We start from the raw sequence: 21,461 nt of genomic DNA, 5'->3' as shown, positions 1-21,461 counted from the left end.
CTGCATGAGAGTTTAAGTAGGTAGGTCTTAAAAACTTGCGGATGCCCCCCTTATCAAGGGGGGATTAAGGTGGGATCGAACCCAAAATCCATCTTCAATTTAATTATAACCAGCTACTTAGACAATCTGACTCACTTGAGAAATAGGGTTTGCGGGGAATTAATTCCCTGACTAAAGTTAGAAATATCCCATCATCTTGGTAATCTGTAGTTGAGAGCTAAAAAAGCCAGTAGTTTTCGGGAAAAACTGGGGGGGGTTGAGCAAGTGAAATTAAAAGGAAAGGGGATAAAGTCAAAACTGTCATCATCCGAGTCGGGTTTCTCGATGTTAGAAGTGATGATTGCCATTTTAACTATTGCCGCCTTCTTAACAGTAACCCTAGAGTTAATGGCATTCACTGCCTTATATAAAGTTCGGGCAGAAAGACAGACTCAAGCTAACTTTTGGATACAAGAAGATTTTGAGGATGTCAAATTTTTAGCTTCGACTTTAGATGTCAACTCCACGCCTGCCAACCCTAATGTTAGTTCAGATGTGTGTACAGGAAATGAGGGTTATGCCACAGCTTTAAGAAGACAACTAACGGCTACTCCCCTTCCCACCACCCCTATACCGACGGAAAAATTAGTGGAGACAAGAACAATTGTCGGTAAAAACTATTCTCTCTTTCGGACTTTTAATATTACTAACCAATCGGCTAATCCCCATCGTCTCCGTATTGATTATCGAGTCCAGTTAGCAACAGGTCAAATCGCCGATGATTACCAAAACCAAGAAAATGTTATTGCTAAAAGTTCTGTCGAGGTGATTCCCGATGCGTCGTTTAAATGTCCATAAAAATCAGGGTTTTACCTTGTTAGAAATTTTGGTAGCTTTGGCAATTATGGGAATTCTTGCCGCCTTAACCCTACCTAATTTATTAGCTTGGTTAAATAGCAATAAAGTCAAAGAAGCCACCGATTCTATACAATTAGCCCTAGAGGATGCCCAAAGACAAGCTATCCGTCTGGGGAGGAATTGCACGATTAATTTTACTAACCCGACTGGCAATAATCCCACGGTTTACTCGCAAATAACCGCCAGTGAACCAGGTTGTTTAGTGGCGACTAATACTAATGGGGGTTCCTTAAGTCTGCCGCGGGAAGTATTTATGGTGGTGAATAATTTTCCCACCCTGGGCAGCAGTCCGGGGGTACAGTTTTCCTTTCGGGGTCATGTGCCGGGGTTAACCTTTGATCCGCCGCAAAACCAAGCGATAATCGTATTATATCCCGCCGCCGATGCCACCGCCGATCCCTATCCCAACCAAGAAAAAAAATGTCTAGTTATCGCTTCGATGCTAGGAATAATTAAACAAGGCACTTATAATGGAACTTCTCTAAGTAACCTCGATGCTCGTCAATGTGAAATCCGTCTCGGTGGAACTCAACCTTAATCAGTTATCAGTTATCAGTTATCAGTTATCAGGTGTGAGTTATCAGTTATCCGTTAGCAGATGTGAGTTTTTAGTTTACTGATTACTGATTACTGTTCACTGATTACTGATTACTGTTCACTGATTATTTTTGATTGCTCAGAAATAGTCGTAATTTCAATAAACTGAGAGTTTGACCGAGATTGAGGGGAAGGAGGGAAATGCCTTCTAAACGGGATTGTAACCAACCATCGCCCCAATACCATTCGTGATAGCCATCGATACCTTGACTCAAAAGCAAGCGTAAACACTGGTCATCGGCCGATAAAACCTGATGTTGTACGGGAATTAAACCTAACCAAGAGGTAAAAGTCAAACCTTCCTCTAATTTATCGGGTAGATTAGGCGAGAGCATTTGCGGCCACAGCCATTGACGGAGATGAGCAGTTTTGAGCAAACTATCCCGGATAGCCTGTTCACTGGCCGAGATTTCGATACGCAGCTGACTTTGTTGAAAATTGCCGAACATATTATTGTCTAATAATTTTTGTTAAGTTAGTTAAAGAATAACTAAAAATCGGGACAGCGTTTTCCAAGGATAACAGTAAGTAGTATGGCAGATAAATTAATCCGCGCCACGGCCGCCGATGGGGGAATTAGAGTAGTAGGAGTGATTACCACCCGTTTAACCGAAGAAGCTCGCCAAAGACATCAATTATCTAACGTAGCCACCGCCGCTCTCGGTCGCACGATGGCATCAGCTTTACTCTTGGCTTCCAGTTTAAAAAAACCAGGTTCTAGGGTCAATATTCGCATTAAAGGCGATGGTCCCCTGGGCGGTGTTTTGGTTGATGCCGGACTCGATGGCACGGTGCGCGGTTATGTGGACTATCCCCAGGTGGAATTACTCCCCAATGCTAAGGGTAAATTAGATGTGGGTCGCGCGGTGGGTAACAAGGGTTATGTGCGAGTCTTACGCGAAGAAAAAGGCGAGGGGAGAAATGAACTTCAAGAAAGCATCGTCGAGATAGTTTCCGGGGAAGTGGGGGAAGATATCGCCTACTATCTAGACCAATCGGAACAAATTCCCTCCGCTTTGCAAGTGGGGGTTTTTGTCGGTACGACCACAGGAGTAACGGCAGCCGGGGGAATTTTATTACAAGTTCTCTCCAAAGAAGCCGCCAGGGATGAGGTCTTAGTGGCCCGTTTAGAGTCGAGATTGCGAAAATTAACGGGATTTACGCCCCTTTTACGCGCAGGAAAAAGTCTAGAAGATATTTTTCAGGAACTTCTCGGAGATATGGGTCTAGAAATTTTTCCGGCTGTGCAGCTGCTGCGCTTTGATTGTGATTGTTCTTTTGAACGGGCCTTAGGAGCTTTAAAATTCCTCGGGGTCGATGAATTAAAAGACATTATCGAAAAAGATAAACAAGCGGAAGCCATCTGTGAGTTTTGTCGGGAAGTGTATAATGCCAACGAGACACAATTAATCGAATTAGTCGAGTCTCTACAGGCTGAATCTTGCTGAGAAGTCGGGCAATGAGCGCCATTAGGGTAAAATCTATCTAAAATACCTGTCGGGGAGTCGTGAATGTTTAAAGGAAAAGAATTAACCAAAAATCTAGTCAAACGAGAATCGATTGACTCCCTGACTCGTTGGCCAGAGAAAACTAAATCTTTTCTTTTTCTCTTTTGGTACCGATACCAGCATCGTTTCACTTGGAAAGTTTGGGCGGCTTTATTTGTGGTGGTCTTTGGCGGTGTTGGCTTTCTCGCCACTTGGCAGTTATTCAATATGCAGAAGTCGCCCAATTGCCCGAAAATCTTCTGGCCCATCGCTTCTGCCTCCCTGCGTCTCTACTGCGCTCAACTTTCCGCCGATAGTCGCACCGTGGCAGGTTTACTCGAAGCAATTGCCCTAGTGGAAGCTTTACCCGATGACCATCCCTTGCGATCGCAAGTTAATCAGCAGGTGGAAGAATGGGCGCGAGATATCCTGAATTTGGCTGAAAAAGACTATCAAGCGGGAAATTTAGAGCAAGCAATCGCTAAAGCTCGTCAAATCCCCAATAATATGGCAGTAGCGGCAATTATTGAAGAAAGAATCGCTAAGTGGCAAGGAACTTGGGCGGAAGGCAACGAGATCTTAAGTAAACTAGAGGAAAATCTCCGCGCTTCCAACTGGAATCAATCTTTCCGTCTGGCAGTAGAATTATTGAACTTAAATAACGAATATTGGGCAACGGTTAAATATAATGAAGCGATCGCTAAAATTACCGTTGCCCGGGAAGATAGCAGTAAATTAGATAATGCCTTTAATCTCTTTAACCGGGGCGGTCTCGACAATTGGTTCAAAGTCATCGAAGAAGCTAGAAAAATTCAAGCCAGCAGTTATGCCTATCAGGAGGCACAAAAATTAATCGGGAAAACCGAGGATAAACTGAAAGAATACGCCGAAAGATTAATTGAGCGGCAGCAATGGCAAGATCTCCGGGATTTGGCTAACCAAAGCCCCAAAGACCTCAAAATTAAAGCAGATGTCACCGATTGGTCCGTCTTGTCCGAAGCGGCCTTAGATGCGGAAACTGGCACGGTGGACGGATTGGAAGCCGGCATACTGGGACTAGAACAAATCGACCCTTCTCGACCCCTCCATCAAACAGCCCTAGCTATGAGGGAGCGCTGGCAGTTACAGGTACAGGATGTAAAAATACTGTCTGAGGCCAGAGATTTAGCACAAGCAGGTACAATCGAGCAGTATAGCGCCGCTATCGCGAAAGCGGGCGAGGTTCCCCGGAATAATCCCCTCTGGTCGCAAGCACAGCAGGAAATTGGCTCTTGGAATCGTCAAATACAAGTCATAGAAGACCGGCCGATTTTAGAACGGGCGCAGGAAATCGCTATCCCCGGCGATATTAACTCCCTCAGTAGCGCTATTATTCAGGCCCGGGCCATTGGTAAAAATCGGGCCCTATACCGAGATGCTCAACGGGAAATTCGCGGCTGGCAAGTGCGGATTGAACGCATGGAGGATCAACCCATTTTAGATCAGGCTCAAGCTTTGGCCAATCTCAAAGACTATAGCACGGCGATCGAAACTGCCAATCAAATTCCCCCCGGTCGCGCTCTTTCCGCGGAAGTTTCCCAAAATATCCGTCGTTGGCGCCGAGAGTTGCAGGCCCGTCAAAATCTCCAACAGGCTAATCAATTAGCGGCGACGGGAACCGCAGAAGGTTTAACCCGGGCGATTGCTTTAGTTACCAATATTTCCACTCAAACCGATGCGGGTGTGCAACGGACTGAATTGCTGGAACGTTGGAGTTATCAGCTTTTGTCTTTAGCCACGGACCAAGCTAATAATGGCCGTTATCTGGAAGCTATTCGCCTTGCTGAATCCGTATCCCGGGAAAGTACCGCCTACAGTTCGGCTCGCTCCCAAATGCAAGGCTGGCGCAATATTCTCCAACCTCCGGCCCCACCGCCAATAGTTGAATCGACCCCCCTTTCCCCGGAGTCCCCGATAGAAGCACCAAGTCCGGGTCAATAATCAGTTTTAGAGGCTGTTTTTGCTGTGGATTACCCCTAAAAAAACTCCCTCATCCCCAGGGGTCTGTCCAGTTAAAATTGACGGATATAATTGGGTTAATTTGATGTGAGCATCTTTCCTTAAATTTCCGGCCATACCAAATCCGTTTTTAATAGTGTGATTAACTCCCAAGTTATGAATTGTTTCTCCCTGCTCTGGCGCTCCGGTACTCTCCTACACCTTTTAAACAGGATTTAGTATGATTCCTGTAAATGAAATCCTATTATCTCTATCAATCCCATTATTCTCCTTAAAATTATCATCATCATTATTTTTAATTAATAAATTACAAAAATAACCAAAGCTAATTTTTAAAAGATAATAGTTGTTAAGCTAAGACGCATTTTAACCGCCCATCCTTAGATTAGCTAAATCTCCCTCAATCCCTTTACTGTTGCCTCTTGCCTGTTGCCTCTTGCCTGATCTCAACAAGCAATTTAAATACTTAACAGCTTATGAATTACATTAATCAATCAAGCAAAAAACAGATCTCCGTAATTTCTATGAGAGCAAGTGAGGTACTGGATTTATATGCCAAAGGGAAACGCAATTTTACAGGAGTAAAATTAAAAGGACAGTGTTTTCGCGGACAGAATTTATCGGGGGCTAATTTTAGTCAAGCCGACCTCCGTGGGACTAATTTTCAAGGGGCTATTTTAGAGAGAACTAAATTTACAGAGGCCAGGGCAGGATTACTAAAGCGCGGTCGGCTACAATTAATCTTAATTTCTTGGTTAATAGCGGCTGTCTGCGGTTTACTGTGGGGATTAGCTGGTTATTATCTAGCTTTAATGCTGGTGACGGATGTAACCGAATTTAAAATCATTGGCGCGGTGATAATTACGATTTTATCTCTAATTTACGGAATGTTTTATCGTCAGCGAGTTGGGGGATTGCCCTTAGTTTTATCCTTGATTTCTGGACAGGCAATAAGTTTTATCCTAGCAATTTTTATCAGCTTAATTTTAACTTTATCAACAGTAATTATCTTGGCTTTTCAGGGAGCGTTAGCAGGAATAGCCGTGATGAATGGAACTTTTTCTATAGCTTTGATGGTTGGGGTTTGTGGTACTTTATTCACCGCTTATCTGGCCTGGTTATCCCTAGAAGAATCGGGAGAAACGATCACGAAATCCATGGCAATTGCTTTTTTAGCCAGTAAAGGTACAAATTTTTGCGGGGCAAATCTCCAAGAAGCCGATTTCACGGGAGCGCAGTTAAAAGCCACTGATTTAAGGGCAAAAGATTTAACTAGAACTCGATTTTATCTGGTATCGGGCATCGAGCGAGCGCGTTGGGAAAAGACAATTCTGGACGAAGTGGCGATGAGAAATCTTCTGGTTACTGGTCAAGGGGAAAATAAAGCTTATATTGGCTATAATTTTCGCAGACTAAATCTTTCCGGGTTTAACTTCAAAAATGCCAACCTGACTAGGGCAAATTTCAGCGAGGCAAATTTAGCCTACGCTAATCTAGAAGGGGCAAATTTAGCCCATAGTAACGTGATGAGAGCCAATTTACAGGCAGCCACCCTGACGGGTGCTTGTATCGAAGCTTGGAAAATCGCCGAAAATACCAATCTAGAAGGGGTTGATTGTGATTATATCTATTTAGTCGAGTCCGAAGGAGAGCGCCGTCCCAGGGAGGGAGAATTTGGGGAAGGGGAATTCCGACAATTGGCCCTGGAGCAGCGAAAATTGTATATTGACGAATAAGATAACTGCTAGACAAAGCTAAAATTGCGGCGCCGAGGCGGACAATTAGAGGGATAATAAGACCAGCCCTAACACCTATCCCCCGACTGGTAACTGATCACTGATAAGCGATGGTGAATATTTCTAATCAAGTTATACCCAATCGGGGACTAGCGCCCCAGGCAAAAGCCTCCGATGTCCAAATCCTAGCGGCGATCGATATTGGTACGAATTCGGTTCACATGGTAGTAGTGAAAATTGAACCGTCTTTACCTGCTTTTACGATTATTGCCAGAGAAAAGGATACAGTCCGTCTGGGCGATCGAGATAGAAAAACTGGTAAATTAACCCTAGCGGCCATGGAAAGAGCGATCGCGGCTTTAAAACGCTGTCACGATCTAGCTATTAGTCTCCAGGCGGATCAGATTATCGCTGTTGCCACCAGCGCCACCCGGGAAGCGGCCAACGGTGACGAGTTTTTGGCTTTAATCGAGAAAGAAGTCGGTATTTCTGTAAATCTCATCTCCGGACAGGAGGAAGCTCGCCGGATTTATCTCGGTGTCGTCTCGGGAATGGATTTCCAAAATCAAGCCCATATTATTATCGATATTGGTGGTGGTTCCACGGAATTAATCTTAGCTGATAGTCAAGAAATTCGCTTTCTTAGTAGTACCAAAATCGGCGCGGTACGTTTGAGCCAAGATTTAATCACTACCGATCCCATTAGTACCACAGAATTGGCCTATTTAAGAGCATACACCCGCGGAATGTTGGAGCGAGCAGTAGAGGAAATTAAACATCATTTACAGCTGGGAGAAGTGCCGCGTTTAGTGGGAACTTCTGGCACGATCGAAACTTTGATGACTATCCATGCTTTGGAGAAATTGGGGTTAATTCCCAATCCTTTAAATGGCTATCAATTAACCCGCAAAGATGTCAAAGAATTGGTTAAACGTTTCGCCACTTTGGACTATAACCAAAGACTGGCAATTCTGGGGATGTCCGATAAACGGGCCGAGATAATTCTAGCTGGTTCGATCGTGCTTTTGGAAGCGATGACCATGTTAGATGTTGATAAGTTAGTTCTCTGTGAAAGGGCCTTGCGAGAGGGGGTGATCGTCGATTGGATGCTGACGCATGGTTTAATTGATAATCGGTTACTTTATCAGAGTGAAATTCGTCAGCGCAGTGTCTTGAAAATAGCGAAAAAGTATCAAGTTAATTTAGAATCGGCCGAGAGAATAGCGACATTTTCCCTGTCTTTGTTCGAGCAAACCCAAGCACAATTACATTCTTGGAATCAGGAGGCTAAAGATCTATTATGGGCGGCGGCTATACTGCATAATAGTGGTTTATATGTTAGTCATGCTGCCCATCATAAACATTCCTATTATTTAATTCGCAATGGTGAACTGTTGGGCTATACGGAAATAGAGTTAGAAGTTATCGCTAATATAGCTCGTTATCATCGCAAAAGTAAGCCGAAGAAAAGGCACGATGATTTTATGAAATTAACTGAATACTATCAGTATATGGTCAGACATTTAAGTGCTATACTGCGCTTGGCTGTGGCTTTAGATCGGCGACAAATAGGAGCGATTAAAAAGATTGAATGTAAGTACGATCCTGAATATAGAACCCTACATCTGCATCTTTTTCCCAATAATGCTGAAGATGATTGTGCTTTAGAATTGTGGAGTTTAGACTATAAAAAACCTGTTTTTGAGGAAGAATTTGGTGTGAAAGTGGTGGCAACTTTGGCATTTTTACCCTGAAATCACGACCGGTGATCGGTTAGGTAGCTTGAAATCGGCAAGATTGGAATTTTCGAGACTTGTTGCCTATTATTCTAGGTCAAGATTATCGACCGTGGCAAATTGATAATTTTTGTTGATAATTAAGCAAGAAAACGGTTAAAAACTGCGAAGTTACTGTTATAATCCAGAGGGAATAGGATCGCAGAAAGAAAAGGAGCTGAAAAACTTGTTGCAATTAGCTAAAATTGGTCGCTTGATCGCTCTTGGTTGCTTGGGAACGATACTGACTAGCTTTCCTGTCCTCTCGGCCGAGAGAATCACTTTTATCTTACCGCCCTTTAGTCGTACCCTAGAAATTAGTTCCCTAGAAAACTTTGTCAAGACTGGCAGAATCGACGCTAATCTAAGACAATATTTGGGTAATACCACACCCGAACAACAAAGAGAATTTCGCCAAGCTTTAACTACAAGTAAAGAAGTTAATCCCGTCCTGATCTCGCGCTTTTTTAACACCACAATGGGGGAAGATATCCTCAACCTTTTAGGGGAACTGATCGCTATTCAAGGGGGGATTAATGGTAAATTCGCCCTGCGTTCTGCCCTAATTAAATCAGCTTTTGAACCGGGAGGGGTAACTATTCTTAACCTGCTGCGTAATCTGCCTACTAATATGCAGATTGATGTGACAAGAGTGCAAAGATTAGCTAGGGCGATCGATATCGTCCTGAAAGCGACCACAGTATTCACGGAAAAGGTGGCGCAATTATCCTTAGAAGAAGCTAAAAAGGCTGGTGAAATTAATTTTACCGCCATGACCGACCCCCGACAACCGGGACCGCGACAAGTAGAACAAATGCGGCTGGATTTAACCGATGGCCGTCGTCAGAGGGAACTTTATCTGATCATTGTCAAACCCAAGGGACAATTAACCCAGAAAACCCCCGTTATCGTCTTTTCCCACGGTTTAGCTTCCCGTCCCGAAGATTTTGTCCGACAAGCGGAACATTGGGCTAGTTACGGTTATCTCGTTGCCATGCCCCAACACCCCGGCAGTGATACCCTACAGGTACAGAATCTACTCGCCGGTTTATCGCGGACGGTTTTTTATAGCAACGAATTTGTCAATCGTCCATTGGACATATCTTTTGTGATCGATGAATTGCAAAGACGCAACGCTAGGGAATTTCAGGGGCAATTAGATTTAGATAATGTGGGAGTTGGTGGACATTCCTTCGGCGGTTATACAGCCTTAGCCGTGGGTGGAGCGACGATCAATTTCGAGAATTTACAACGGGACTGCCAAAGAAGATTAGCTTTTCTCAATGTCTCCCTCTTGCTGCAGTGTCGTGCTTTAGATTTACCCCGAGAAAAATACAATTTTCGCGATCCGCGAATAAAAGCGATTTTTGCGGTTAATCCCTTTAATTGGAGTATTTTTGGGGCTAAAGGACTAGCTAAGATCGAAATTCCCACTTTTGTAGCGGCAGGAACCTACGATCCCGCTACCCCCGCTATTTTTGAACAGGTGCGCTCTTTTCCCCTGCTCAATACCGAAAATAAATATTTAACTCTGATTGAAGGTCAAGCTCACGTTGATTTTTCGGTACTAGATGCGGGAATTAACGAAGCGATCGAATCCGTAGCCGATCTTACCCTGCCCGCACCCTATGTGATCGATAGTTACGCCCATTCCCTATCTTTGGCCTTTTTTGAGGTGTATATTCGCAAAAACCCCGGCTATAAACCTTTTTTACAGGCGGCCTATTCCCAATATCTCAGTCAAGGCCAAGAGTTTAGATGTTTTCTGATTACCCGCGCCTCCTCGGCCGCTTTAGAACAACTCATCGAAGATTTTATCGCTCAAAATGTCCGTTAATCAGTTATCAGTTATCAGTGTTCAGTGATCAGTAAACTGATCACTGAAAAGCTCCCCACTTCCCCACTTCCCCACTTCCAATTCATCATTCATCATTCATAATTTATATTTGTTGAGGGCGTTTAAGTAGTAATTGGATAGCCAAAAGAATTAAACCAATGGTGACAAAAACAAAAATAAAGGTTCCTAGAGAAGCTAAACCAAAAACTAAAGTCCGGACAGCACTGCCAATTCTCAAGGCGATCGAACTGTGAGCAACCATTGGTTTTGAGTAAAAAGAATGACCGATCGCTGCTGTGAGATAATAGAGAATTGTCCCCAATGCTGCCGAAATTGCCGCACCAACTAAACAGCGAGTAGGAGTAACTTTTTTGGTTTCTAATTCTGTGGTCATTACTTTTTAGTTCTCAAATATTGTCCAGCTTAAATTTTAATTCTTTTCCCCGACTAGAACCAAGGATCGAGGGCGGAAGGAAAAGAGGTATTGACTTCCGAGGAGACGATCAGATACTGATTCTGGTCTAGTTCCCGTTTTAACTGTTCCCAATCGCCGGGGTCGGTTAACTCCTCATAAACAGGGGCAGCGGAAACGATCATTTCCTTATCCGATGACCGGTTTTGGGAAGGAAGAACTGAATTAGTCAAATCAGGCAACTCCTGGCCGAGAATAGTCGGATTTGCGCTCTCAGGGGAAGCTGTGGGCGAATTTAGGCTAATTTCCCGCTTTAGTGACTGTAATTCACGGTTGAGAGCCTGTAATAACTGCTCGATCGCCTCGATTCTCCCGAAAACATCCGGGGGAATCTCAGGATTATTGGCAGCAGAGAGGGAGGGTAAAGTTAATTGATCAGCCATGACACGCTCGATTTCCTCTAGGGTAGTATAACCTTGGTGGACTAATTCTAAACCGTAGGCGAGGAGAGACTTGAATCCTGCCTGTGTTGCCGCTTTTTTGAGCATATCGGCGGATTTATTCTCAGCGATGCAAGTTTTCAGGTCAGGGGTAATCGTGATTACTTCAAAGACCCCAATCTGGGACTGATAACCGATGCCGTGACAATGACGGCATAATCTGCCTTTTTCCCGCGCTTGGATGATTTCTTCGGCAGTGAGGGAATTAGCTTTATAAAAGCTGTATTGAGCAGCTTGGGCGGGAGAAAGACCAAATTTAGCTAATTCCTCCCTTTTTGGTTGATGTTTCAGCCGACAAACTGGACAAACCCGTCGCACCAGTCTTTGATTGATCACTGCAGCTAGGGTATCGGCGACTAGGGCCGGCTCCGCTAATTGATTGAGGCGAGCGATCGCGGCAAAGGCATCATTGAGGGGTAAACTAGAAATAACTAAATGTCCAGTCAAAGCCGCTTCTAGGGCATGGGTAAGGGTGGCAGAATCCGCCAGGCGATCGATACCGATGATATCCACATCTTGATTCCGGAAAGAGGGCAAAATCGAGGCATAATCTCGACTTTGACCATCAGCGATTTCCACTTGGGTAATACCGTTAAGGCCGCGTTCGATCGAGGTTTCTAGGGTAGCGATATTAACCCCACCCCGGTTTCGATGGGCTAGTAGAGAATAGAAACTGGTGGAACAGCCACCTCTGGCCGGTGCGGTGAGCAGAATTAACCCCGCCTGGCGCTCGATCATGGTGCGTACCAGTTTACAGGTTTCTTGGCTAGTAATCAACTCATCGAGGGGCCAAAGTGGGGATCGAGAATCAAAAACCCGCAGGAGAATTTTTTCTCCCTGTTGACGGGGTAGGGTGTGGAGACGAAAATCTATTTTGCGACCGGAAAAAGTTGTGGTCATTTTTCCCTGTTGGGGTCGCGATTTCTCGCTGACATCGAGGTTAGCCAGAATTTTTAACCGTGAGATAATCGCCGGGGTCGCTTCTGGAGAAATCGGTTCCCAGGCAGAACGCAGGAGACCATCTTGGCGAAAACGGATAGTTAATTGATTTTCTTGGGGTTCTAGGTGAATTTCCGTCGCTTTGCTTTCAATGGCTTGAACAAGGATATTATTAACCACACTGATGATCGTCCCTTGATTGGCCTGTTGAACCACTCCTAGATCCTCGTCGGCTAATTCGCGGTTGAGATGGGACAGAGATTGGGAATCTTCAAAAATATCGGTTATGTCAACTCTGTTCTCTAGATCTTGTTCTTGGGGAAGAAGATGGCCAGATGGGGCTTCTTCTTGACGATAACGATAGATTTCGACCAATTTCTGGTAATCTGCCCGATCAATGACACGACGCTCAAACTGCAATTCTTTATCCCGGAGGATACGACGTAAATCATCGAGAATTTCCTGATTAGCGGGATCCACCATGGCTAGGTGAAGGACATTGGCAGCGGATTGCTGTTTTTGTAGGGGCAGGATCTTATAACGACGGCAAATTTCAAAGGGAAGGACTGTGCGAAACAGATTCTCGATTTCTCTCCAGTCGATCGTCTCAATTTCAGGGTCAAGATATTCTACCCCATACTTGGCTTTTAATTTTGACAGTTGTTCGAGTCGGTAGTATGCCAGTGCCTCTTTGGGTAAAGGACGACCGGTGATCAGGGGTAAAATTGCCAGTAGAGATAGATGACTTTTCTGCTTCTGGATTATTGCCTTTTGTAGTTGCGGGATAGTGATATAACCCGATTGCACTAACTTTTGGGCAAAGGAAGGCAGCTTGGTCTGAGGTTTCTCGTTTGCTGATGACATGGAATAGAGCCAGTTAAAACTGTACAGCCCACTACATTTCTTATTATGCCCATTTTCTCACCGCAGCTAACAGGCGGAGGATTTTTTGGCGGCAAGGGGCAATGGGCAATAGGCAAGAGAAAGAAAATTTATCGTCGGCTACTTAGCAAAGATTGATAGTGAACACTCATTGTATATTAATAAATATAAATAAATATGAAGTAATTTAATTTTCAAAAAGAATGAACCCGATCTTTTTTAGGATGGGGGTAAAACTGATTTTCAATTTCTCAGGTTGAAAGATGAATCCAGATTAAGCTATCTGAACGATAAGAGGACAAGCCAATGTTTGAAGATTTTACCTATATTACCGATGAGGCTTTTTTAGAGAATTATTGGTGGGAAGAACAAATTATCTGTCCCCACTGCCAAGGCAAGGGAAGAATCTATCTAGAGACGGAGAATGAATCCGTCCCCTGTAAATTCTGTCAAGGTAAAGGCATTATTAAACGAAAACAGGAGGAAATTAACTATTCCTAAAAATCTGTATAATTAGATACCATAAATTAAAAATCTTCTTGAGTTAAAACCTCGGGCTGACATTGTTTAATTTCGCTGTTAATTCCCACGGCGGATTCCGATTGTAGGTCTTCGATATAACCAGATTGATGGGACAAAGCTTCAGAAAAACTCTCAAACGGACCGAAATAATAGAGACATTTCGGCTGACTGGTGGTGATCTCTACCCACCAGGGTTGGGGGGGTAAACTAGGCTTGATCGAGACAGTTTCTTGGTCAAGAGGCTTTATACTGAGAATCTTGGCACCTTGGCGCAGGAGGCGCTGTGTTTCTTGACTCATGCGGCTTTTAGGTATTCGCAGGACTGTTCGGGAGAAGCGTTGAGGCAAAGAGCCAGAAGAACCCGAAAAAACAACTTCATAGAGAAATATTTGATTCTCTCCCTGATTATTAGCCTCTAGCATACAGAAAAGATTCTCTTTTGGGGGTAAGGGTTAAAAAAACAGACGCTACTTTGAGCAGATGACTCAAGCAAAATCATCTCCTAACAGAGTAGCGCATCTTGATAGGATAGCATAGAGCGGCAAAAAGTTAGGTTTTGACCTATTCTTCCCTCACAGCATGGCTTAAGGAGAGATTCTTCCACAGGAAGAACCCGATAGAATTCTTTTATTGAGCCATCCCTGAAGATATCTATGAGGATTTTTTCTCCCGTCAGTTTATTCAAGATGCTATGGGCGAATATATAGCGTTTCCTGTTCGCAAGAGGTACATTATCGATGTTGAAAAGCTTAATCAGCAAAGGTTAAACTGTGCCACACAGGTGTGATAACTGCTATATAGCAGTTATCTTAATGGTCAGGTAGGAAGTTTTCGTTTTTTGGATTCGGTTGTCGGTCGTCGATGCCAAATCCTGTTATACTTCATCTTTATGAGAAACAAGGTCAATAACATTGACAACAAATAGAGTTTTTTAACAAATATGCGGACACCAAAATTAAGCTTAGGAACCAGATTATTTTTATCGCATCTCCTCGTTATGGTGGTGGGATTAAGTAGCTTTATTATCATTGCTAAATTATCTTCTCCGCGAATGTTTGTTTTACGTTTGGAACAGTTAGAAAGGCAGGGATTTTTTACCGTGCGCTCGGCGAGAACTTTCTTGGTTAGGGGTTTTGAGACGGCTTGGGATAGTAGTGCCATTTGGTCATTCATTGCGGGAGGAAGTACGGCTGGTTATCTGAGTTTTTTGGTTTCTCAACGCATTATGAAACCGGTAAAACAAATGAAACAAATCACTAAAAATTTTGCGGAAGGGGATTTATCGGCGAGAGTTCCAGAAAGCGAAATCCCAGAATTAAATCAATTAGCCATCAGTTTTAATCAGATGGCGATTAGTTTAGCTGATGTGGAAAAACGTCGCCAGGAATTAATCGGTGATCTTACCCACGAATTACGAACCCCTTTAACTGTGGTAAGGGGATATTTAGAAGAATTAGCCGATGGTGCGATCGAACCTAATCCAGAACTTTATCAGAAATTAGTGAAAGAAACCCGCCGGTTAGAACGTTTAACCCACGATCTACAGGAGCTATCGCGAGCGGAATCTGGTTATCTCTCGATTAAACTGCAACCTGTTAATTTATTAACTTTGTTAAATTCTCTTATCGAAAAATTTGCCGATCAATTATTAGAAGATGGACCGACTTTACAGTTAGATTGTCCCCCCAATTTACCATCTGTCATGGCCGATCCCGATCGCCTCGAACAAATTTTAGTTAATCTGCTCGGTAATGCCATTCGTTACACCGATCATGGTGCAATTACCCTGCAAGTGACAAGGGACAAAAATCGCCTACAAATTGCCGTTATCGATACGGGAATCGGTATCGCCGCAGAAGACTTACCCTTTATTTTCGAGCGCTTTTGGCGGGCCGATCGTTCTCGTTCCCGTTATTCTGGGGGTAGTGGTATCGGTTTAGCGATTACCCGTCGTTTAGTGGAATTACACCAAAGTCAAATGGAGGTAGAAAGTGAATTAGGTAAAGGCAGCACTTTTCGTTTTTACCTAGCAATATCTCCGAATTGGGAGTAGGGGTTTTTTCAGTGATCAGTAAACAGTAATCACTAAGGGGAGAGGGGAGAAGGGAGTGCCGGACTTGGGAGAGGGAGTTTGAGCATTTGTACTAAAATATCTAAGGGGTAGTTTAAATGCAGTGTAACTGATAACGAGATGACTATTCAGGAGAAGACAAGTCGCGGAAAATCTGGCTGGCGATGGCTGCACTCCGGCGAATTTGTTCAATTTCGGAAAGACTTTGCCAATCTTCGGTTTCTATAGTGGTTTCGCTCTGGCCATTACGCATAGTATAGGCGTAGGGACGGGCAAAAACCTCTAAATCTTCTGGAGACCATTGGGGAAAAAGCTCGCTAAGACAAACAACAAGGCGATCAAAGTCATCTAATTGACTATTAACTAGATTTTCAGCACTTTCTACTAGACGATTTAAATATTCGGCTGGTAGTAAAGAGGCAAATTTATCAAAGATATTAGACCGGGATGAAACGGAAACTGTCGGGAATTTTTGGTGTAAACTGCTAAAGAATCTATGAGCTTGTGCCTCGATCGCCGTCGCTTCTAGTCCTTCACACAGAGAAAAAGGCGTTTCCGTGACGTCTAAGGGATCATTACTCTCAACAGCGGTTACATCCCAGGGATAGGTGACTTCTTCTTCGATCAGGATTGCCAGAAGTTCCGAGGTAATCTGTTCGGATAGGGATAAATGGCCCATAAATAACGCTCCATATTTTGGCCTTTGTGATGCTCAACGAGTAACTACATCTCGGTTTTGACAATTCCCGAAGCTTGCTACGGCGTTTTATTGACTGGTGTGACTAGATGATTTTACTAACTTTTGCTGACATTTGGTCAATTGATCTACAGCCAAGAATATGCAGTGCGCTACTATCATGATGGTAAAGGCCTAGTTTTTCTCGATTGCGATCGACCTAATTGGACGGAATTTCCCTATCAAGGTTTTTGTATGGCGGCTTGTTATCAAACCTCCGATACAAGTATTAATAGTACGGCAAGGCGGCGGCTGGTAGCAACCCACGGAATGCTTTTCTCTTTTTTATCCGTCTCGATTATTGCTATTATTTTGGGAATGATTGGTAATTTACTCTCAGCAAAAAAGATATTCTATTAAGGAAGTTATGGTTCATAAGAGCTTTCGTAAACGCCATAGCAATGAAATTAAATCTAGCACTTCTGACTTAATTCCCTCTCCTGTCTCAGCCTAGGTTATCTACACCTCACCCTGGGAAATTAATGTCTAAATATTACCCAACTACACACAGACAAATCTGACTTAATCCTATGAAATTTGTACCATTTGTCGATATTAATCAAAGATATTTAATGCTAACTACACCATCTAGAGCTAGAGGATGGATGAAAAAAATTGGGCATACTTTGGTAATATTTGTTGTAGTTTTACTACTGACTCTCACCTCTCCTCTTTTGGGAATAGCTCAAAATCCGACACAACCGGAAAACAAAATTGACGGCTTTCCAGTTATGTTAGATGGAAAACCCCTCTTTTTTATCCGACGGGGAGTTTCTTCATTTTCGGCGGAGGAGAGAGCTAACGCTATTACCCGGAGAATTGAAAGAATTGCTCAAAATGATTCTATTCCTGTTGAGAACCTGACAATTAAGCAGATTCCTGATGATAACTCACTTTATTTAAGTGTAGATCAAGAAGTAATTCTAACGGTGACTGAGGGAGATGCAAAAGCCTATCGTTCAACACCGGAGGTTTTAGCTCAACAAGCTTTACAAAAAATTCAGGTTGCTATCGCTCAATATCGCCAAGATCGAAAACCCGAACAACTACTTAAGAACATCATTTATACGGTTATAGCCAGCTTTGCCTTCCTGATTATTAGCTTTGCAGTTATCAAAATTTCAGGGAAGCTATTTCCCTTTATTAGACGTTTGATTGAATCCTTGACACCGGGCATTCAAATCGGGAATGTTGAGATCGTATCTTCCTCTAAAATCAGCTTTTTTTGGCTGCGAGTTCTTCGGATAATTCGCTTCTTTGTTCTGTTTTTATTATTATTTAATTATGCCACATTTGTACTTCGTTTATTTCCTTGGACAAGAGTTTTTGGGGACAGTATTTTAGGTTATTTTTATCAATCATTAGAACTGGTTTTGTCGTCCATTGGCCAATATCTTCCCAATGCTTTTATTATTGCCATAATCATTTTTATCACTTACTACTTAATCCGGCTAATCAAGCCCTTTTTTACAGCAATAGAAAGAGGAAATCTGGTTATTCCTGGTTTTTATACTGATTGGGCTAAACCGACTTACAATATCCTATTAGTCATAATTATTGCCATAGCAGCAATAGTTGCTTTTCCCTATTTGCCCGGTTTTGATTCCCCTGCTTTCCGAGGTGTTTCTGTTTTTCTTGGTCTTCTTTTATCTCTTGGTTCTACTTCGGCAATCGCCAATGTTATCGGGGGAATTATTCTTATCTATACCCGGGCATTTCGCATCGGAGATCACATTCAAGTAGGAGATGTAATTGGCGATCTAATTGAAAAAAACTTCCTAGTCATTCGCATTTGCACTCCCACTAATAAAATCATTACTATTCCTAACTCATCTTTATTAAGTAGTAATGTGATTAACTTTAGTATTTCCTCGCGGGAATTAAACAGAAATCTAATTATTCAGACAACGATTACCCTAGGGTACGATCTGCCTTGGCGAAAAGCCCACAAAACCTTAATTGAAGCGGCTCTAGAAACTGTGCATATTCTCAAAGAACCCGCCCCTTTTGTCCTGCAAACTAGCCTGGATAATTTTTACATCAGTTATCAGTTAAACGCTTACACTAACCAACCCAATTTGATGGTAATAATTTATTCAGAACTCCATCAGAATATTCAAGACAAGTGTAATGAAGCTGGGATTGAGATTCTCTCTCCCAGTTACACTTCCCTACGAGATGGAAATACAACAACTATCCCCGAAAATTATTTACCTTCCGATTATGTCGCGCCTCCCTTTCGTGTTCAATCTTCAGACAATCAAGAAAACAACACATTATGATAGTAAATCCGTTTTTAAGCGCTCAGTGTTGGCGGATTATTAATATAATGTTAATTGAGCTTAGAAGGAGATAAATCGATGACGGCATCCTATGAGCAAGACTTTGGACTTTGGGCCGAACAAATGGCCGATTTATTAGCTTCCGGTCGGTTTTCCGAGTTAGATATTGAGAATTTAGTCGAAGAGGTGCGGGATTTGTCGAAACGGGAGCGCGATCGCTTACTTGCTAGTCTCAGATTAATTTTGCATCATTTATTAAAGTGGGACTATCAACCTCAACGGCGATCCAGGGGTTGGTTGGGAACTATTCAGGGAGAAAGAGCTAATATTAGGCTTTATTTGGACGATAGCCCCAGTTTAAGGCGATATTTAACTGATGAAAGCCTATTTAAACTCTATGCTGTTGCTTGTTGCGATGCCTTTAGAGAGACGGGGTTAGAGTTTCCCCCCGTTTGTCCCTACGGTATTGAGGATATTTTAAATCGTTCTCTTCATTTGTCGGAATGATAGACGAAAAACGATGGTTTCGTTGGTGAACTACCCTCAACGGAATTGAACTATTCCTACTTCACGGGGGATTGCCTCAAGACAGACTTGCGCCCATTTTGGTCTGACACTAAATCCTGTTTAAAAGTTCTGGGAGAGTGGGAAGTAGAGAGTGGGAAGTGGGTTTTTAAAGTGGGATTGACAGTTAATCATATTATTAAAAACGGATTTAACATAATTAGCAAAACTAATAATATATATATATATATATGCAAATAAGTTATTTATATTGACAGTAAAAAGAAACGCCATTAGGATGCTAACAAAGATTAATTTAAGGAATCAAGCTAGACATCCAAGCAGAAGGCATAAGTGGATTTTCCAACACTTCCCCCAATACTTCTAGAAGATGGATCAGGTCTTTTGGGAGTAGATCAGACTTTGATGGCGACAGCGCCATCTATGCTGGCTCCGACAACGCCAGAGGTGACTCCTCTAGTCACACCTCTCACCCCATCTTCTCCTAGCAATTTTCTTGCTCCCGTGAGCGCGACGGCGAGCGATAACTTAGCTAATCAAAGTGATTCTCTGCTATCAGTCCCATTATTAGTTAATCAAGAGGCTGCTAATTTCTCCTTTTCCGACCAAGATACTTCTTGGACAGGAACCCCTCAAATCAGTCAGTTAGATGATTTAGGCGAGGTTTTATTCGTTCCGGGTAATCCCTCAGAAAGGGTGAATATGGTTGTCCAGTGGACAGTGCGAGAGGCAGATTTTAATAATGAAGTGGGATTCTTTCTGGTGGATGCTTCAGGTCGAGTAGAAGGTATCGCCCCCGGTGAAGAAGGATTCGCCGAGGCCGCTTTAAGCAGTTCCAGCCGACAAACTCTCTTCAATTCGGGTAATCAAGCGGGAAATTGGCGGGAATTCACCGTTGCGGGGGGTAGTCGTCTAGGGTTTTATCTGATTCAGAATAATACCAGCGCTAATTGGTTAGAAAATAATCGACAAAATCAGGGTCAATCGGGGTTAGCTTTTTTCTCCCTGAAAGGAGCTAATCCTGATAACTTTGATCATTCCCAAAGTAGTCATCTTGGCCGCGGAATCTGGCGGTTTAACTGGGAAGATTTGACGGGTGGAGGAGATCAAGATTTTAACGATGTTGTTTTTAATATTGCTCAAGCAGGAATTGTCTTACCTGGAGACAAAGGACAGCAGGTTCCCCTCACAGTGGAGGCTGTCAGTGAGGACGCTGATTTTCCAAACGAGATGGGTTATTACTTGGTTGATACCCCAAATGGCGAGATTGATGGGATTAAACCAGGGGATCAGGGTTATTTAGATGCGGCCTTGTCAGGCGATCGCTACCAGGTAATTTTTGCCTCTGGGAAAGCGTTTGATAGTAAAACGTTTAACGTCCCTTCTGGGAAATATCTGGGATGGTATCTAGTCGCTAACGGGACGACAGAGCAGGCGATCGCCAAGGGAGAAAATGCCCCACCGGTTTTCTTTTCCTTTGCGGCGGCCAATGAGGATGGTTTAAATCATGTCCATGCTCAACAGGATAGTCAGACCTGGGCCTGGGAAGATTTTTGGGGTGGCGGCGATCGCGATTTTGATGATTTAGTATTTCGGTTCAGTTTCGGGGAACCCACTGGAGAACCGATTCAGTTACCGTCTTTGAGCATTGAAAATACCACAGTGACGGAGGGGAATACAGGAACTCAATCTGCTAATTTTACAGTTCGTTTATCAGCCCCTACAAACACAACAGTTACGGCTCAATTTACAACGAAAGATGGAACCGCGCAGGTGGGGAAAGATTATGAATCCTCAACGGGAATTTTGACGTTTGCACCGGGAGAAGTGGAGAAAAAGATCGCAGTTGCTGTCAAGGGCGATACGATTAGCGAGCCGACGGAAACCTTCACGGTCAATTTAACAGGAGTGACCAATGCTATCCTGATTCAAGGTGAGGGAATTGGCACAATTCTGGATAATGATAATTCGGTGAATCCACCTGGTAATAATCCTCCTGTCACCGATGCGGATAAAACTATTACTTTACCAGAAGATAGTCAACCTATCCCCTTAAATATTAATCCACCTACAGATATTGATGGGGATACTTTAACTGTTTCTGTCACTCAATTACCAGATAACAGCAAAGGAAGAATCACTTTAGCTGATGGCACAGTTATTAATGTGGGTGATGAGATTTCGATTAATTCTCTAACTTCTTTGCTTTACACACCCCTAGCAGATGTTAATGGTAATGGCGGCAATTTTGTTTATACTGTGAGT

General features: G+C 43.1%; 18 protein-coding genes. 13 read left to right on the top strand and 5 right to left on the bottom strand.

What is annotated here, in order from left to right:
• Positions 1 to 324 precede the first annotated feature (324 nt).
• Positions 325 to 837: a type 4 pilin gene (locus IM475_RS06170; RefSeq protein WP_287657290.1), complete on the top strand. Its 513-nt coding sequence runs from the start codon at positions 325 to 327 to the stop codon at positions 835 to 837.
• Positions 815 to 1,435, top strand: a complete 621-nt coding sequence (locus IM475_RS06165; RefSeq protein ID WP_287727005.1) for a prepilin-type N-terminal cleavage/methylation domain-containing protein — start codon at positions 815 to 817, stop codon at positions 1,433 to 1,435. The genes IM475_RS06170 and IM475_RS06165 overlap by 23 nt, the downstream gene beginning before the upstream one ends.
• A 124-nt stretch (positions 1,436 to 1,559) precedes the next feature.
• Here IM475_RS06165 and IM475_RS06160 read toward each other — a convergent pair whose 3' ends face one another.
• Positions 1,560 to 1,943 carry a hypothetical protein gene (locus tag IM475_RS06160; protein WP_002804032.1) on the bottom strand — a complete coding sequence of 128 codons (384 nt, stop codon included), beginning with the start codon at positions 1,941 to 1,943 and terminating at the stop codon, positions 1,560 to 1,562.
• A gap of 84 nt (positions 1,944 to 2,027) precedes the next feature.
• Here IM475_RS06160 and hslO point away from each other — a divergent pair, with 84 nt between their 5' ends.
• The 5 genes from hslO (at position 2,028) to IM475_RS06135 (ending at position 10,327) form a co-directional block, all read left to right on the top strand.
• Entirely contained in the window at positions 2,028 to 2,942 is a 915-nt protein-coding gene (hslO, locus tag IM475_RS06155; protein WP_287657288.1) for an Hsp33 family molecular chaperone HslO, read from the top strand.
• Positions 2,943 to 3,005: 63 nt separating this feature from the next.
• Positions 3,006 to 4,961: a BAR domain-containing protein gene (locus IM475_RS06150; protein ID WP_287727004.1), complete on the top strand. Its 1,956-nt coding sequence runs from the start codon at positions 3,006 to 3,008 to the stop codon at positions 4,959 to 4,961.
• Between the two features lie 542 nt (positions 4,962 to 5,503).
• The gene (locus IM475_RS06145; RefSeq protein ID WP_287727003.1) at positions 5,504 to 6,715 is read left to right on the top strand and encodes a pentapeptide repeat-containing protein; all 1,212 of its coding nucleotides are present in this window, start codon (positions 5,504 to 5,506) and stop codon (positions 6,713 to 6,715) included.
• 110 nt (positions 6,716 to 6,825) lie between these two features.
• On the top strand, positions 6,826 to 8,469 hold the full coding sequence (locus IM475_RS06140) for a Ppx/GppA phosphatase family protein (RefSeq protein ID WP_287727002.1): 1,644 nt from the start codon (positions 6,826 to 6,828) through the stop codon (positions 8,467 to 8,469).
• A gap of 208 nt (positions 8,470 to 8,677) precedes the next feature.
• Positions 8,678 to 10,327 (top strand): alpha/beta hydrolase, encoded by a 1,650-nt coding sequence (locus tag IM475_RS06135; RefSeq protein ID WP_287727001.1) that lies wholly within the window; start codon positions 8,678 to 8,680, stop codon positions 10,325 to 10,327.
• A gap of 103 nt (positions 10,328 to 10,430) precedes the next feature.
• Here IM475_RS06135 and IM475_RS06130 read toward each other — a convergent pair whose 3' ends face one another.
• Both IM475_RS06130 and IM475_RS06125 read right to left on the bottom strand, forming a co-directional pair.
• The gene (locus tag IM475_RS06130; protein WP_002804024.1) at positions 10,431 to 10,721 is read right to left on the bottom strand and encodes a DUF3082 domain-containing protein; all 291 of its coding nucleotides are present in this window, start codon (positions 10,719 to 10,721) and stop codon (positions 10,431 to 10,433) included.
• Positions 10,722 to 10,774: 53 nt separating this feature from the next.
• Positions 10,775 to 13,042, bottom strand: a complete 2,268-nt coding sequence (locus IM475_RS06125) for a GspE/PulE family protein (RefSeq protein ID WP_287727000.1) — start codon at positions 13,040 to 13,042, stop codon at positions 10,775 to 10,777.
• Positions 13,043 to 13,366: 324 nt separating this feature from the next.
• On the opposite strand from IM475_RS06125, the gene IM475_RS06120 reads away from it, so the two are divergent.
• Positions 13,367 to 13,561, top strand: a complete 195-nt coding sequence (locus IM475_RS06120; protein WP_002804018.1) for a hypothetical protein — start codon at positions 13,367 to 13,369, stop codon at positions 13,559 to 13,561.
• Positions 13,562 to 13,587: 26 nt separating this feature from the next.
• Here IM475_RS06120 and IM475_RS06115 read toward each other — a convergent pair whose 3' ends face one another.
• On the bottom strand, positions 13,588 to 14,004 hold the full coding sequence (locus IM475_RS06115) for a DUF1816 domain-containing protein (protein ID WP_287726999.1): 417 nt from the start codon (positions 14,002 to 14,004) through the stop codon (positions 13,588 to 13,590).
• Between the two features lie 518 nt (positions 14,005 to 14,522).
• On the opposite strand from IM475_RS06115, the gene IM475_RS06110 reads away from it, so the two are divergent.
• Positions 14,523 to 15,635: a sensor histidine kinase gene (locus IM475_RS06110; RefSeq protein WP_287657279.1), complete on the top strand. Its 1,113-nt coding sequence runs from the start codon at positions 14,523 to 14,525 to the stop codon at positions 15,633 to 15,635.
• Positions 15,636 to 15,777: 142 nt separating this feature from the next.
• On the opposite strand, the gene IM475_RS06105 is transcribed toward IM475_RS06110, so the two are convergent.
• On the bottom strand, positions 15,778 to 16,332 hold the full coding sequence (locus tag IM475_RS06105) for a hypothetical protein (protein ID WP_287726998.1): 555 nt from the start codon (positions 16,330 to 16,332) through the stop codon (positions 15,778 to 15,780).
• 123 nt (positions 16,333 to 16,455) lie between these two features.
• Between IM475_RS06105 and IM475_RS06100 the strand changes: the two genes are divergently transcribed.
• The 4 genes from IM475_RS06100 to IM475_RS06085 all read left to right on the top strand — a co-directional run.
• Positions 16,456 to 16,749: a DUF1345 domain-containing protein gene (locus IM475_RS06100; RefSeq protein ID WP_287726997.1), complete on the top strand. Its 294-nt coding sequence runs from the start codon at positions 16,456 to 16,458 to the stop codon at positions 16,747 to 16,749.
• Between the two features lie 170 nt (positions 16,750 to 16,919).
• Positions 16,920 to 18,671 carry a mechanosensitive ion channel family protein gene (locus tag IM475_RS06095; RefSeq protein WP_287726996.1) on the top strand — a complete coding sequence of 584 codons (1,752 nt, stop codon included), beginning with the start codon at positions 16,920 to 16,922 and terminating at the stop codon, positions 18,669 to 18,671.
• A 78-nt stretch (positions 18,672 to 18,749) separates the two neighbouring features.
• Positions 18,750 to 19,178 carry a DUF29 domain-containing protein gene (locus IM475_RS06090; protein WP_287726995.1) on the top strand — a complete coding sequence of 143 codons (429 nt, stop codon included), beginning with the start codon at positions 18,750 to 18,752 and terminating at the stop codon, positions 19,176 to 19,178.
• Positions 19,179 to 19,619: 441 nt separating this feature from the next.
• On the top strand, positions 19,620 to 21,461 hold a 1,842-nt coding region (locus IM475_RS06085; RefSeq protein ID WP_287726994.1), incomplete at its 3' end, for a DUF4114 domain-containing protein.

Source organism: Microcystis sp. M061S2 (assembly GCF_020245605.1).
Lineage (GTDB): Bacteria > Cyanobacteriota > Cyanobacteriia > Cyanobacteriales > Microcystaceae > Microcystis.
This window is presented reverse-complemented; position numbering and strand designations above follow the sequence as displayed.

Bases quoted from the DNA above. Each gene is read 5' to 3' on its own strand.
- IM475_RS06170 (WP_287657290.1), top strand. From the start codon at position 325: ATGTTAGAAGTGATGATTGCCATTTTAACTATTGCCGCCTTCTTAACA.
- IM475_RS06165 (WP_287727005.1), top strand. From the start codon at position 815: ATGCGTCGTTTAAATGTCCATAAAAATCAGGGTTTTACCTTGTTAGAA.
- IM475_RS06160 (WP_002804032.1), bottom strand. From the start codon at position 1,943: ATGTTCGGCAATTTTCAACAAAGTCAGCTGCGTATCGAAATCTCGGCC.
- hslO (WP_287657288.1), top strand. From the start codon at position 2,028: ATGGCAGATAAATTAATCCGCGCCACGGCCGCCGATGGGGGAATTAGA.
- IM475_RS06150 (WP_287727004.1), top strand. From the start codon at position 3,006: ATGTTTAAAGGAAAAGAATTAACCAAAAATCTAGTCAAACGAGAATCG.
- IM475_RS06145 (WP_287727003.1), top strand. From the start codon at position 5,504: ATGAGAGCAAGTGAGGTACTGGATTTATATGCCAAAGGGAAACGCAAT.
- IM475_RS06140 (WP_287727002.1), top strand. From the start codon at position 6,826: ATGGTGAATATTTCTAATCAAGTTATACCCAATCGGGGACTAGCGCCC.
- IM475_RS06130 (WP_002804024.1), bottom strand. From the start codon at position 10,721: ATGACCACAGAATTAGAAACCAAAAAAGTTACTCCTACTCGCTGTTTA.
- IM475_RS06125 (WP_287727000.1), bottom strand. From the start codon at position 13,042: ATGTCATCAGCAAACGAGAAACCTCAGACCAAGCTGCCTTCCTTTGCC.
- IM475_RS06120 (WP_002804018.1), top strand. From the start codon at position 13,367: ATGTTTGAAGATTTTACCTATATTACCGATGAGGCTTTTTTAGAGAAT.
- IM475_RS06115 (WP_287726999.1), bottom strand. From the start codon at position 14,004: ATGCTAGAGGCTAATAATCAGGGAGAGAATCAAATATTTCTCTATGAA.
- IM475_RS06110 (WP_287657279.1), top strand. From the start codon at position 14,523: ATGCGGACACCAAAATTAAGCTTAGGAACCAGATTATTTTTATCGCAT.
- IM475_RS06105 (WP_287726998.1), bottom strand. From the start codon at position 16,332: ATGGGCCATTTATCCCTATCCGAACAGATTACCTCGGAACTTCTGGCA.
- IM475_RS06095 (WP_287726996.1), top strand. From the start codon at position 16,920: ATGAAATTTGTACCATTTGTCGATATTAATCAAAGATATTTAATGCTA.
- IM475_RS06090 (WP_287726995.1), top strand. From the start codon at position 18,750: ATGACGGCATCCTATGAGCAAGACTTTGGACTTTGGGCCGAACAAATG.